The organism is Janthinobacterium saanense, from assembly GCF_014200675.1.
Classification (GTDB): domain Bacteria; phylum Pseudomonadota; class Gammaproteobacteria; order Burkholderiales; family Burkholderiaceae_D; genus Janthinobacterium.
The window spans coordinates 227079-239392 of the sequence record NZ_JACHCI010000003.1 but is presented as its reverse complement, the minus strand read 5'-3'; the positions used below and the strand labels follow the sequence as shown (position 1 = coordinate 239392).

Below are 12314 nucleotides of genomic sequence, written 5' to 3'. Positions count from 1 at the left end.
TTCCATACGGATATAAACGATTTCACAATTGCACTTTTTTTTAGCGAGCGTTTGTTCTTTTGGTGATTTTTGGTGATATTCTTTAAATGTCATTTAGGAAATTAACTTAATCATCAAACAAGAGATAAAACCATCATGAAGACGCCTGCTACCCTGCTGAAAATCGCCGCACTGGCCACTCTGGCCGCCGCCGGCACCACCCACGCCGCGACCAATCTGGTGGTCAACGGCAGCTTTGAAGACAATCAAATCAGTACACCGTATGCGCAGGTCAGCGCCGTCACTGGCTGGACCTCCTCGGTCAGCGGCAACGCGGCATTTGAAATCCAGAAAGGCGCCACCCAGGGTGGCTTGAGCGGCTTCAATCCGGTCGCGGCCGATGGCACGCAATACCTGGAATTGAATAGCAACCGCCTCGCATCGGTATCGCAAACCGTCTCCACCACGGCGGGCGGTACTTACATCCTGTCGTTTTCTTATTCGGGCCGTCCTGACACCCCAGGCGGCGCAAATAGCCTGATGAATGTGTATTGGGGCAACACCCTGCTGACGCCTGGCCCATTGAGCGGCAACACCAACGGCGTGTGGCAGACGTATAGCCAAAGCCTCAGCGCCCTGGGTTCCTCGACCGTGCTGCGCTTTGAATCGGTCGGCCCCGTCTCCGCGCCAACTTACGGCTCTTACCTGGACAAGGTGTCGCTGGTATCGGCCGTACCTGAGCCGCAAACCTACGCCATGTTGCTGCTGGGCCTGGGCTTGATGGGTTTCGTGGCGCGCCGCAAGCGCCAGGCATAAAGCTCCTGCGATGCACCTCGAATTAGCCGCCCGGCAACCGCTGCCGGGCGGCTTTTTTTCGTCTGCAGGCACGGGATAGCAGCGTCAGAATGTTGCACAAAAGAATTAAATTGGGACTACAATAGGCGTGGCGGATCCCGCAATCATCCAGATCAGGCAATCAGCAATATCGCCAGGCCCAAGCTGCATCCAGCCTTGCTAACCACACGCACCATTGAACAGGAGAGGTGGCGCCGCCGGCAGCGTTTGCGCTACGGTTCCGGGCGCCCAGTACGCACTATGTCTGTAGAGAAAACCATCACCGAAACTAGCTCCTACGGCAAGGAAACTCCCGTGGGACGTCCTGACATCGATGGCCGGGCCGGCATTTTTGTGCCGACGGCCGACTTTGATATCAACAACACGACCACCATACGCAAGGGCGCCGGCATCGTCGGCTTCGGCAATCTGGATGGCACGCTGACCGTGTATTTCGAAGGCAACCGCTTCGATGACAGCAGCCTGCACAAATGGGAAAACAAGGCGCGCAAGGCCTATGACCGCATGGTCATGGGCGCGCCCACGGTGTCCAAGGCAAAACTGGATGCGCGTTTGCTGGAACAGGTGGGCATCATCGATGGCATGGGCATCAATATCAAGCAACCCGAACGCCTCACGCACTGGCTGACCATTTCAAACCTGCTCGACACGGCGCCAGAAGATACGGTGGTGCGCTGGAAGGGCCGCTAAGGGCCGTCAAGCGCAAGCTAGCTCATCAGCGGCGGGCAGTTGTCCTACATGGCGGCGGACATTCATCTGATTCCTGTAGGCATCAAATAATTTTAAGATGGAAACATAGTCACCAGACAAACCGCCAGCCATCAGGAGTACGACATGTCCCGCCTCATCCCCATCAGCTTCGGCGCCTTGCAAATAGGTCTGGCAGGCTTGGCGATGTACCTGCTGTGCTCGGTGGACGTGTTACATCAGGCGTCGATCTACTTTCATTGAGACGGACGCCTGCTTTATGACTTATAACATCTGACAAAACCGGCGCAGCAGGTTTTATCAGCTGCGATCAACGCCAGCGGCCGCGTCCCCAACCACCGCGATAGCCGCCGCCCCAGCCGCCACGGTAACCACCCCAACCGCCACGATAGCCGCCGCCAAAGCCGAATATCAGATCGACCGACACAGGCGGGTTATAGTAGTAGGGCTGCGCATACACGGGCGCCGGTACATAGACAGGCTGTTCGACATACACAGGCTGTTGCTGCACATAGACAGGTTGATCCGTATATTGCACGCTAGGGGTACTCACAACAGTGCTGTTCTGCACTACCGGGGTGGACGACACGGTATGCCATTCATACGGATTGTATGCCGCTTGCGGGGCACGCGTGCCGTAATAGGCAGGACCAGCGGGCACTACTGCACACCCACCCAGGGCGGCCAGCGAAATTACTGCCAACAAGGTTTTCATCGAAATTCTCCTATCTCTAACTAAGTACTATAAGAAATAACGCGCGCCTTTGCTGTGCATTTACCTATTGTTACACCGCTACGCAGAGTGCAACATGAAACGTGGCGGCGCCGCCACAAAGCAGCTCCAGCGCGCATTCTTTCAGAGATTCCCCGTGCTAAAGCAGCATCAGATATAGGGAATCTCACAACGATCGATCACTTTCCCGGCTGCATCGTAGCGCTGCACGCAAACTTGATAGCGCACGCCGTATTCGAGGTCGACCTGCTCCACTTTGCCATACTTCAGGCTCAAGGCGGGACGCAGCTGGCGTTTGAGCTCCAGTGCCGAGACATCCTGCGGGATCGTCATGGAAGTCTGCACTTCGCCCTGGCGCGCCTGCTGACGCCGCGCCACGTCCATTTCCAGTGCCAGCGATACATTGACGCCGCCTTGCACATAGCTGAACGTGGGAGCGTCGCGCCAGGCCCGCATCACGCCCCAGGCACAAACCTTGTTATCGGCATCGCACTGCTTCAACTGCGCCAGCGGAAAATATTCAGCGGCGACCTTGCCACTCTTCAAGGGCCAGCTGGTACGCACACCATCGCGCTTGCCGCTCAGGGGATTGTCCCAGCTCAGGCTATTGACGACGGCAACAGTCTGCCCGGCTTCCAGACCGACGGGCGTGCCCAGGCTGGCGCAGCCGGGCAAGGCCACGGCCACGGCCACGGCAATGCTGGCAACAATGGAAAGTTTCAGGGTGCAATGCATGATGGACCTCTTCTCGTGGGGGTATGGGCTTAGAGTAACAGAAGCACGCCATGGCGCCGTACCCTCGCGCACATAAGCGGCACACATAAGACTAGGGGCAGCGTCTGCTATCAGACGCTGCCCCATGACGGTAGCAAATATAATCTCACGCTAAAACGCCTGACAAAACCGTAGCGAGCGGAAGGGAGAGGTGGCTAGGAAGCACAACCGTACTTAGTACGGGGCCGCCGAGGTGGTGAGCATCGCAGGCTAGCTATACCGACGCGCAGCAGGTTTTGTCAGGTGTCATTAGTCCAGCTTCCAGGCGTAGTCTACCTTGGTCCAGGTTTGCGCTACTGCGCCATCCTTGGTGCCCGGTTTGAATTTGCAGGCGGACAGCGCCTTGATCGCGGCCTTGTCCAGATTCTTGAATCCGCTGCTCTTGTCAATTTTCGAATCAGCAACACTGCCGTCGGCGTTGACCAGGAAGGACATCGTGACCGTGCCTTGTTCCTCGTTCATCAGCGAGGCTTTTGGATAGTCGGCCTTGCAGTTTTTCGAATCGAATGTTGCTGGCACCTCGGCTGCAAATGCAGCGGAAGAAACAGAAACCAGCAGTGCTGCAGCCACACTCATCGAACGCATTTTTTTAAACATTTGCTTCCCCATAATTATCAGAATTATCAAACACAGCAGTTACGTTCTACATAGCCCGATGTGCTTGCAACCGAATATAAAACCAACCTTAAAATTCTTCCCACTCGTCATTACTGGTGCTGGCAGCCGCGCGCTTCGGCGCCGGCGCAGGCGCCGCTGGTGCAGCCACTTCCGTCTTGCGTGCCAGCGACTTGACTGGACGCAATGCTGCTGCCGGCTTGCGTGCGATCACGGGCGCCGCTTTCGGCTCGGCCTGCACCGGTACGTAGGCGCTCGGCTTTTCTTCGCCTTCCACCAGCTTGAAGATGCTGACCACGTGGGCCAGTTCGGCCGCCTGGTCTTGCAGGCTTTGCGCTGCAGCAGCCGCTTCTTCCACCAGCGATGCATTTTGCTGCGTCATGCCATCCATTTCGATGATGGACAGATTGACCTGGGCGATACCGGCGCTTTGCTCCTGGCTCGCGCTGGCGATCTCGCTCATGATGTCGGTTACGCGGCGCACACTGTCGACCACTTCGCCCATCGTCACGCCGGCCTGGCCGACCAGGCGCGTACCGCGCTCGGTCTTCTCGGCCGAGTCATCGATCAGGGTCTTGATTTCTTTCGCCGCGCCAGCCGAACGCTGGGCCAGGTTACGCACTTCGGACGCCACCACGGCAAAGCCACGGCCTTGCTCGCCAGCACGCGCCGCCTCGACGGCCGCATTCAATGCCAGGATATTGGTCTGGAAAGCGATGCCATCGATCACGCCGATGATGTCGACAATCTTCTTGGCCGATTCGTTGATCGAGCTCATGGTATCGACCACTTGCGACACCACCGAGCCGCCCTTCAGCGCCACATCCGATGCGGTGGCGGCCAGCTTGTTGGCTTCACGTGCATTGTCTGCATTCTGTTTCACGGTCGAGGTCAGTTCTTCCATCGCCGAGGCGGTTTTTTCCAGCGCGCTCGCTTGCATTTCCGTACGCGACGACAAATCCAGGTTGCCGGCGGCGATTTCACGCGAGGCCGTACCGATGGTTTCCGTACCGACACGTACCTGGCCCACGATATTGACCAGGCTGTTACGCATTTCCTTCATTTCCGCCAGCAGGCTGGAATTGTCCGAAGGCTGGGTATGGATGCCGATCGACAAGTCGCCATTGGCGATGCTGCCGGCGATCGATGCCGTGTAATCCGGTTCGCCGCCCAGCTGCTTGAGCAAGCCACGGGTAATCACCAGTGCCGCTGCCACGCCCATCCCTACCGCCAGCACGCCGAGGATGATCATGAACAAACGGGCGCTGTCGAACGCCGTGCGGGCATCCTGCTGCATTTGCGCATTCAATTTGTCTTCCAGGGTGGTCAATTGCTCCAGCGCTTCTATCCATTTCTTTTGCACCGGACGGATTTCCTTGATCATCACGCGCGTGGCGCCTTCTGCATCATTGGCCAGCCACAAGGCCGATGCCTTGCCGATAGCCGGCATGGCCGCTGCCTCATATTCCTTGATCGACGCGAGCAAGGTTTTTTCCTCGGCCGTTGCTTCGAGGGCGAATTGCGCCTCCAGCTTTTTCTGTGCGTCCTGATAAGTTGTAGTCTGCGTCTTGATACGCGCCATTTCTGGTTCCATATCGCCCGCATCCGTCATCAAGGTCAAAATACGCAGCGAAGTGATGCGGTCACTGACGTTGGTCCGCATGTCGGTCACCAGGCGGGTCACGACGTTGTTGACCTCGATCACGTGATCGAGACGTTCCTGGATCTGCGCCATGCGTGCAATACCGACCACCGTGACGGCCACCAACAACACCAGCACCAGGGCGAATCCCAGGCCCAGACGTGTACCAACCTTCATTTTTGCTAAATTCATTTCGGCTCTTCGTAAATGAAACTATTGATAAGAATTTTGCCCGGCACGACAAGACGAAGGCTGCGTGTCACCGGTATCCACCAGTGGCCTGCCCGGCTGCTCGCGGTATCCGGCCGCACGCAGCCCAAAGGTATTTCCTGGTATTCCCAACCCTCTGAACTAGCAGTGACTGCGAATGCAATTTGTTCCGCATATTAAATAATCGATATGCTTAATAGCCGTAGCAACATCAAAAATTCATTTGAGAAATATTTGTCTATAATCAATTATAGGTGTAAATTTTGCCTCAAAGCAAGCAATAACTGCCTGAATAAATTGCAGATTAACTTTCTTCGGGGAAATGACAACATCACCGTTTCTTGCCAAGCTGAAATGCCCCACAGGCGTGCAAGCGTGCGCCGAAAATGCGCATTTACAACATATGAGAAAATTATTTATGCCAGTTTTACAATAAATGGCAGTGGCGGGAAGTGATGGAAAATGCGGCGCAGAGGCCGATGGGCCGGGACTGAACGCCCGGCCGCATGGAGTGATATCAAGCCTGGATCATGCTTTCAGCCATACGCAGGCAAACGCGCCGCTGCCTCAAGCAGCAAACGCGGGTCGCCCGAAGCGAGCTTCTTCGAGTCGGACAAAGTCTGGCGGAAGCTGCGCGCACCCGGCAGGTTTTGCATCAGGCCCAGCATATGGCGCGTGATGCTGTTCAGCTTCAGACGGCCACCCTCTTTTGCCAGCTGCGCACTAATATAAGGAATCATCGCTTCGAGCACTTGCTCGCGGGTTTTCACGGGCGTTTCATCACCGTAATAACGCTGGTCGAACTGCGCCATCACATAGGGGTTGTGATAAGCCTCGCGGCCCAGCATCACGCCATCGAGGTGCTGCAAGTGCAGGTCGATCTCGTCCAGGGTCTTGATGCCGCCATTGATGATGAATTCGAACTGCGGGAAGTCGCGCTTCAAGCGATAGGCGTAATCGTATTTCAGCGGCGGCACTTCGCGGTTTTCCTTCGGGCTCAAGCCTTTCAGGATGGCATTGCGCGCATGCACGATAAACGTGGCGCAACCGCCGTCGGCCACGGTGCCGACGAAATCGCGCACGAAGTCGTAGGACTCGCTGTCATCGATGCCGATGCGGTGTTTGACCGTGACGTCGATCGTGACCACGTCGCGCATGGCTTTCACGCAATCGGCCACCAGTTGCGGCTCGGCCATCAGGCAGGCGCCAAACGCCCCCTTTTGCACCCGCTCGGACGGACAGCCGCAGTTCAGGTTGATTTCGTCATAGCCCCATTGCTGGCCCAGCTTGGCGCTGATGGCCAAATCCTTGGGATCGCTGCCGCCCAGCTGCAGCGCCACCGGATGCTCTTCCTCGTTGAAGCGCAAATGGCGCTCCACGTCGCCGTAGACCAGCGCACCGGTGGTCACCATTTCCGTGTAGAGCCAGGTATGGCGCGTGATTTCGCGGTGGAACTTGCGGCAATGGCGGTCGCTCCAGTCCATCATCGGGGCGACGCTCATCCGGCGACCAGTGTCAACCTTGGATTTTTGGGCTTCCCCTACTGGGGACTGAAGGTCTTGTTGCATTGGTTTATCGCTGTACATAATGAATCTTCACTTGGGTCAGCTCGTTGCGCGACAGGATGGCGACGAGCTAGCATCAGCAATGAAGATGATAACTAATAAGAGAGTAGGCTATGGCGCAAGGGCTTTCCCCTTCGTCACGAAGGGCAGGCCGTGGGGTAGGCGACTACGGCCGAGTGGAACATTCTGGCTATAAAACACCAGCAGGTGCGTATCATATCAAAAATGACGCTGGCCGGCCTGATCGGCAACCCGGCCAGCGATGGCAAGCCTATCCAGAAAAGAAACAGGAAGATATTTTACGATGCGTCCAATGGATTACCAGGCAGAAGCTCCCGCCGCACGCAAACGCGGCAAGCCCCCCACCGCGCAAGCATTGTTGGCGGCTGCCTGCAGCATCGCCGCCGCCGAAGGCCTGGCTGGCTTGACCTTGCGGCCGCTGGCAGAAAGCCTGGCGGTGTCGGTCACGGTGCTCAGCAATCACATTGGTGCGCGTGCCGATGTGATCACGGCCATCTGCAAGGCGGCACTGGCTGAAGAGCTGCGGCTGTTCACAGCCTGGCGCCGCGACCTCGTCACGCTGGAAGTGCTGGCGCCGGCCGTTGCTGCCGACCTGGCAGAAATCATCCTGGAAGAACTGGCGGTGCGCCAGCGTCCGCTGTCGCAGCTGTTTGTCGAACTGGCACAGGCGTCGACCTGGGACGAGACGGTGCACGCGGCGTTTACGCCATGGCTGCAGGCACGCCGGCAGTTCTGGCACGAGTTCGGCACGCGCGCGGCGCTCCCCGCCGCCCTGCTCGACAGCGGCTGGCTGGCGGGCTATTTCATCGATGAACTGGCCTATAGCGTGCTATTGAATCATGCGCCGCCTTACCGCCTGCTGCGTCGCCTGTGCCTGCGCCGGCTGTTTTCCGGACTGAGCAAACGGCCGGACGAGAGCGGCGATACGGCCTTGTTCTCGCTGGTGTTCGATGCACTGGAATATCAGGCGGGCGAACCATCCGTCATTCAGGGCGCCGACCTGAGCGCCGGCTGGCCGGGGCGCGCAGCCCATGCTTGCGCCATGCAGTTGTCAGCGCGTGGTGTCAGCGGCCTGACGCACCGCGCCATTGCCGCCGAAGCCGGTGTGCCGCATACCACGCTCAGCTATCGCTTTCCGACCCAGCACGATCTGGTGATCGCCGGGCTGGAATACATCATCTCGCACCTGCTGATTGCAGTAGACCAGGCCGAGCTGTCCGGCAAGCAGCTGTCAAGCGCAGGCGACCAGCACGGACTCGATGTCGGCCGCGCCACCTTTGCCGTCGCCATCGCCGCCACGCGTCTGCCCCGGCTGGCTCCCTGCGCGGCCGACATGCGGCGCCGGCGCGGCATCAATCTGGTCAAACTGTTACCCCAGCTGGCGCCCGATGCCTCGGGGCTGGACTGGCTGGCGGCGCAGATCATGTCCATCGGCCTGATCGGCCTGGCCAATACCCTGCCGCCCGGCGAAACTGCCCGGCTAGCGATTAACCAGGCCTTCGGCAGCGTCATCGATTGGGCGCAGCGCGCCTGACACAACTCGACCATCCGTCTTTCATTTTCAAAAAAACCCTATTTAAACGTAAAATATTTTCGTACAAGTGTAATTTTGCGGTCATATTGGATTGATACAGTAAAGCTTTCATCGACTCATTCCTGAGGAAAGCATGTCAATCTCAACCCCTTGCCGCGGCCTGGTGCTCGCTTGTGCCGCCGTCAGCTGCGCCGCCGCATCCGCGCAAGACCAGTCATCGACTGAATTGCCGGATGTCATCGTGACGGCGCAGCGACGTAGTGAAAATGTACAAAACGTACCGATTGCCGTCAGCGTGGTCACTGGCAAGGCACTGGAAGATTCCGGCTATCACTCCTTGACCGACCTGCAATACCTGGTGCCCAGCCTGCAGTACGATCCCACGCAGGGTGCCGCCTTCCAGATTCGCGGCGTCGGCAGCGAAAGCTTCGATTTTTCCAACGCCAAATCGGTCAGTGTGGTGGTCGATGATGTGGTGATGGACGCCCAGCGCGCCAACGGCCTGATCGGACTGGTCGACATCGCGCGTGTCGATGTGCTGATGGGGCCGCAAGGCACGCTGTTCGGCAAGAACGCCACCTCGGGGGTGATGTCGGTCAACACGGCCAAGCCCGAAATCGGCGCCACCAGCCTCAACGCCGGCGTCAGCTATGGCCAGCGCAACGATCATACTTATAACGCAACGCTGAACCTGCCGCTGGGCGACAGCAGCGCCTTGCGCATCTCGGCCTTCGAGCAGGGCCAGGATGGCTACGGCAGATACACCACGCTTAAGCGCACGCTTGGTAGCGTCAGCGAACGGGGCTACCGTGCGCGCCTGCTGTTCAATCCCAGCCGTGACCTGGAGGTGACACTGTCGAATGATTACCAACATCACTGGGACAGCAATATTCGTACAGCTGTTTCCGGCGCGCCAGCCGCCGTCACCGCTGCCGAGATCGCCAACGGCGTTACTCCTGGTCCACGCAATGCCGACAGCGCCGATTCCTCCTTCGGCCAGACTACCAGCGAGGAATGGGGCAGCTCCTTGCGCCTGCGCTACCAGCTCGGCAACGGCGCGACGCTGACCTCGATCACCGCCTATCGCGCCTCCACCTACGACAACGACACGCCAGCCGACCTGGTTCCAAGCAATATCTTTGCCTACGTGCCCTACAACAAGGGCGCGCTGGGCACCAGCAAATATAGCCAGGAATTGCGCCTGGCCTCCGCGACCGGGCAATTTGCCGAATATGTGGGTGGCTTGTTCTGGAACCAGCTCGACGCCCAGCAAACCCAGTTGCAATGGGCTACCTTGGGCGCACCGCTGGTCTCGCCCACCGGCGTGCCGCGCACGCAGTTGTACGCGCTGACGGGCGCCATCGGTGAAGATGGCAACACTTCCCTGTTCAACACCCGCAACACCACGGCAGCGGCGTTCGGCCAGCTGAAATTCAACTTGACGCCGCAAGCGAGCCTGGCGCTGGGCGGTCGCTACACGCAGGACCGCAACAGCCAGTCGCTGCGCTATATCAACACGCCCAGCGAGCCGATCACGGGCGTGAACAACACCTTCGTCGCCACCAGTGCGCCGCCGCTCTATCCTGAGGGTTCGGTGTCCGGCCACAACTTCTCGTACCGGATTTCGCCGCAATACCAGCTCAGCAAGGACACCATGGTGTACGCCAACTACACCACCGGCTACAAGCCAGCCGGGATCGCCTTTGTCGGCAACAAATACGATCCCTACCACGAAGAGACGGTGAAGAGCTACGAGCTGGGCATCAAGTCGGAACTGCTGAACCGTACGCTGCGCCTGAACGCCGACCTGTTCCTGGAAAAATTCAAGGACTTCCAGACCACCATCCTCACGAGCATCCCCGGCAGCCCGACACTGCAAGCGGTGATCGGCAACGCCGGCGGCCTGCGCAGCGGCGGCGCCGAAGTGAGCGCTACCTGGCGCGCCGCACCCGCGCTGACCTTCAATAGCGCACTGACCTACACGGCCGCCAAGTTCACCGACTACGTCTACGACAGCAAGACCGACTACACCAACACCAGCCTGACCAATGCCCCGCGCTGGGCGGGCAATGTGGGCGTCAACTACCAGACCGAAGTCGGCGGCAAGCTGACCATGAAAGCACATGCGGACTATGCGTTTCGCAGCAAACTGTGGACCGTGGTCGGCCAGCCAGCCTATTCGGAAGTGCCCGGCTACGGCCTGGTCAACGCACGCCTGACATTTGCACCGCATGACAGCGCCTTCGAATTCGGCCTGTATGCGCGCAACTTGCTCAACCGTTATTTCTCTACCGGCTATCAGCAATACGGGACACTCGGCCTGCTGCACTACACCTCGCCCAACGCCGTACGCACGGTAGGTATTTTTGCCAACTACAACTACTAATTACTAACAACCAATACATCATGAAACTGCACACACTTATCCTGGCCTGCCTGCTCTGCCCATCCGCCTACGCAGTCGAAGCGCCACAGTTGCCGGCCGACATGAAGATCAACCGGTTGCAGGTGCTCGGCACCCACAACAGCTACGGACAAGGACTCGATCCGCAGATGGAAAAGCTGTTTGAAGAAAAGGCCCCCGACTTCAGCAGCTTCATCGAGAAAATGCCACCGGCGGCGCGCGCCCTGTTCCAGGAAGAGCATCCGAACAGCATGTCGGCCTCGGAATTACTGAAGTACAGCCACCCCAGCCTGGAAACCCAGCTGAACCTGGGCGTGCGCAGCCTGGAGATCGACATCAATCCCGATCCCAAGGGCGGCATCTATGCCAATCCGGTAGGCTACAAGTTGCTGCGCGAACAGGGCATCACTGATTTACTGCCATTTAATGCGGCTGGCCTGGACCAGCCCGGCTTCAAGGTGCTGCATATTCCGGACATCGACTTCCGCAGCAACTGCCCTACCCTGCACCTGTGCCTGCAGCAGATACGTGGCTGGTCCGATGCACATGCCGGCCACGTGCCGCTGTTTATCCTGATCGAGGCCAAGAACCAGGATCTGCCCATCCTGCCCGGCGCCACCCACACCGTGCCGTTCACGCCGGCGCTGTTTGATGACCTGGACCAGGAATTGCTGTCGGTGATGGGCCGCGAGCGCATCATCACGCCCGATGATTTGCGCGGCAACTACCCCACCCTGAATGCCGCCGTGCGCGCCGACAACTGGCCTGCGCTGGCCAGTGCACGTGGCAAGGTGCTGTTCTTGCTGATGACGGCGAACGGCCCCAGCGGCGCCGCCGGCTACCTGAGCGGCCACCCGTCCTTGAAAGGCCGCGCCGCCTTTTTGCGCGCCGAGCCGGGCGAAGACCATGCGGCCTTCTTGCTGATGGACAACGCATTGGTGCGTGGCAAGCAGATCCGTCAATACGTGGAACAGGGCTATCTGGTGCGCACCCGCTCGGACATCGAGACCTTTGAAGCCAAGACCAACGATATGCGGCGCGCCCATGCCGCCTTCGCCAGCGGCGCGCAGATCGTCTCCACCGACTTTGAGCAGCCGGGCAATGCCTACAAGACCGATTATGTGATCAAACTGCCGGGTGGCGATGCAGCGCGCGTGCGGCCAGACCCAGCGCCATCCCTAAAGTAAACGCCAGAAACAACAAACCCGCTACGGACATACCAGAAGGCATGCCCGTAGCGGGTTTGAGTGCGGCATGGCCCGCAGGCCACGCTC

At 58.8% G+C, this 12314-nt stretch carries 10 protein-coding genes; 5 read left to right on the top strand and 5 right to left on the bottom strand.

What is annotated here, in order from left to right; all coding sequences use genetic code 11:
• Positions 1–135 precede the first annotated feature (135 nt).
• Complete coding sequence (locus HDE72_RS06115) at positions 136–795, top strand: FxDxF family PEP-CTERM protein (RefSeq protein ID WP_183737974.1); 660 nt, start codon at positions 136–138, stop codon at positions 793–795.
• A 279-nt stretch (positions 796–1074) separates the two neighbouring features.
• The gene (locus tag HDE72_RS06110) at positions 1075–1524 is read left to right on the top strand and encodes a hypothetical protein (RefSeq protein WP_183737972.1); all 450 of its coding nucleotides are present in this window, start codon (positions 1075–1077) and stop codon (positions 1522–1524) included.
• A gap of 328 nt (positions 1525–1852) precedes the next feature.
• Here HDE72_RS06110 and HDE72_RS06105 read toward each other — a convergent pair whose 3' ends face one another.
• The 5 genes from HDE72_RS06105 to dusA all read right to left on the bottom strand — a co-directional run bounded on the left by HDE72_RS06105 (position 1853) and on the right by dusA (position 7084).
• On the bottom strand, positions 1853–2257 hold the full coding sequence (locus HDE72_RS06105; RefSeq protein WP_183737970.1) for a hypothetical protein: 405 nt from the start codon (positions 2255–2257) through the stop codon (positions 1853–1855).
• Between the two features lie 168 nt (positions 2258–2425).
• On the bottom strand, positions 2426–3010 hold the full coding sequence (locus tag HDE72_RS06100; protein ID WP_183737968.1) for a hypothetical protein: 585 nt from the start codon (positions 3008–3010) through the stop codon (positions 2426–2428).
• A gap of 288 nt (positions 3011–3298) precedes the next feature.
• Complete coding sequence (locus HDE72_RS06095) at positions 3299–3646, bottom strand: energy transducer TonB (protein ID WP_260176536.1); 348 nt, start codon at positions 3644–3646, stop codon at positions 3299–3301.
• Between the two features lie 88 nt (positions 3647–3734).
• Entirely contained in the window at positions 3735–5498 is a 1764-nt protein-coding gene (locus tag HDE72_RS06090; RefSeq protein WP_260176535.1) for a methyl-accepting chemotaxis protein, read from the bottom strand.
• Between the two features lie 554 nt (positions 5499–6052).
• The gene (dusA, locus tag HDE72_RS06085) at positions 6053–7084 is read right to left on the bottom strand and encodes a tRNA dihydrouridine(20/20a) synthase DusA (RefSeq protein WP_183737966.1); all 1032 of its coding nucleotides are present in this window, start codon (positions 7082–7084) and stop codon (positions 6053–6055) included.
• A gap of 301 nt (positions 7085–7385) precedes the next feature.
• Here dusA and HDE72_RS06080 point away from each other — a divergent pair, with 301 nt between their 5' ends.
• The 3 genes from HDE72_RS06080 (at position 7386) to HDE72_RS06070 (ending at position 12227) form a co-directional block, all read left to right on the top strand.
• Complete coding sequence (locus HDE72_RS06080; RefSeq protein ID WP_183737964.1) at positions 7386–8636, top strand: TetR family transcriptional regulator; 1251 nt, start codon at positions 7386–7388, stop codon at positions 8634–8636.
• A 133-nt stretch (positions 8637–8769) separates the two neighbouring features.
• A complete protein-coding gene (locus HDE72_RS06075) occupies positions 8770–11022 on the top strand; it encodes a TonB-dependent receptor (protein WP_183737962.1) in 2253 nt (750 codons plus the stop codon).
• Between the two features lie 20 nt (positions 11023–11042).
• Entirely contained in the window at positions 11043–12227 is a 1185-nt protein-coding gene (locus tag HDE72_RS06070; protein WP_183737960.1) for a Ca2+-dependent phosphoinositide-specific phospholipase C, read from the top strand.
• The last annotated feature ends 87 nt before the right edge of the window (positions 12228–12314 follow it).

What these genes read in the sequence shown, in the direction of transcription:
- HDE72_RS06070 (WP_183737960.1), top strand. Translation starts at nt 11,043, where the DNA reads ATGAAACTGCACACACTTATCCTGGCCTGCCTGCTCTGCCCATCCGCC.
- HDE72_RS06075 (WP_183737962.1), top strand. Translation starts at nt 8,770, where the DNA reads ATGTCAATCTCAACCCCTTGCCGCGGCCTGGTGCTCGCTTGTGCCGCC.
- HDE72_RS06080 (WP_183737964.1), top strand. Translation starts at nt 7,386, where the DNA reads ATGCGTCCAATGGATTACCAGGCAGAAGCTCCCGCCGCACGCAAACGC.
- HDE72_RS06110 (WP_183737972.1), top strand. Translation starts at nt 1,075, where the DNA reads ATGTCTGTAGAGAAAACCATCACCGAAACTAGCTCCTACGGCAAGGAA.
- HDE72_RS06090 (WP_260176535.1), bottom strand. Translation starts at nt 5,498, where the DNA reads ATGAATTTAGCAAAAATGAAGGTTGGTACACGTCTGGGCCTGGGATTC.
- HDE72_RS06100 (WP_183737968.1), bottom strand. Translation starts at nt 3,010, where the DNA reads ATGCATTGCACCCTGAAACTTTCCATTGTTGCCAGCATTGCCGTGGCC.
- HDE72_RS06095 (WP_260176536.1), bottom strand. Translation starts at nt 3,646, where the DNA reads ATGTTTAAAAAAATGCGTTCGATGAGTGTGGCTGCAGCACTGCTGGTT.
- HDE72_RS06105 (WP_183737970.1), bottom strand. Translation starts at nt 2,257, where the DNA reads ATGAAAACCTTGTTGGCAGTAATTTCGCTGGCCGCCCTGGGTGGGTGT.
- dusA (WP_183737966.1), bottom strand. Translation starts at nt 7,084, where the DNA reads ATGCAACAAGACCTTCAGTCCCCAGTAGGGGAAGCCCAAAAATCCAAG.
- HDE72_RS06115 (WP_183737974.1), top strand. Translation starts at nt 136, where the DNA reads ATGAAGACGCCTGCTACCCTGCTGAAAATCGCCGCACTGGCCACTCTG.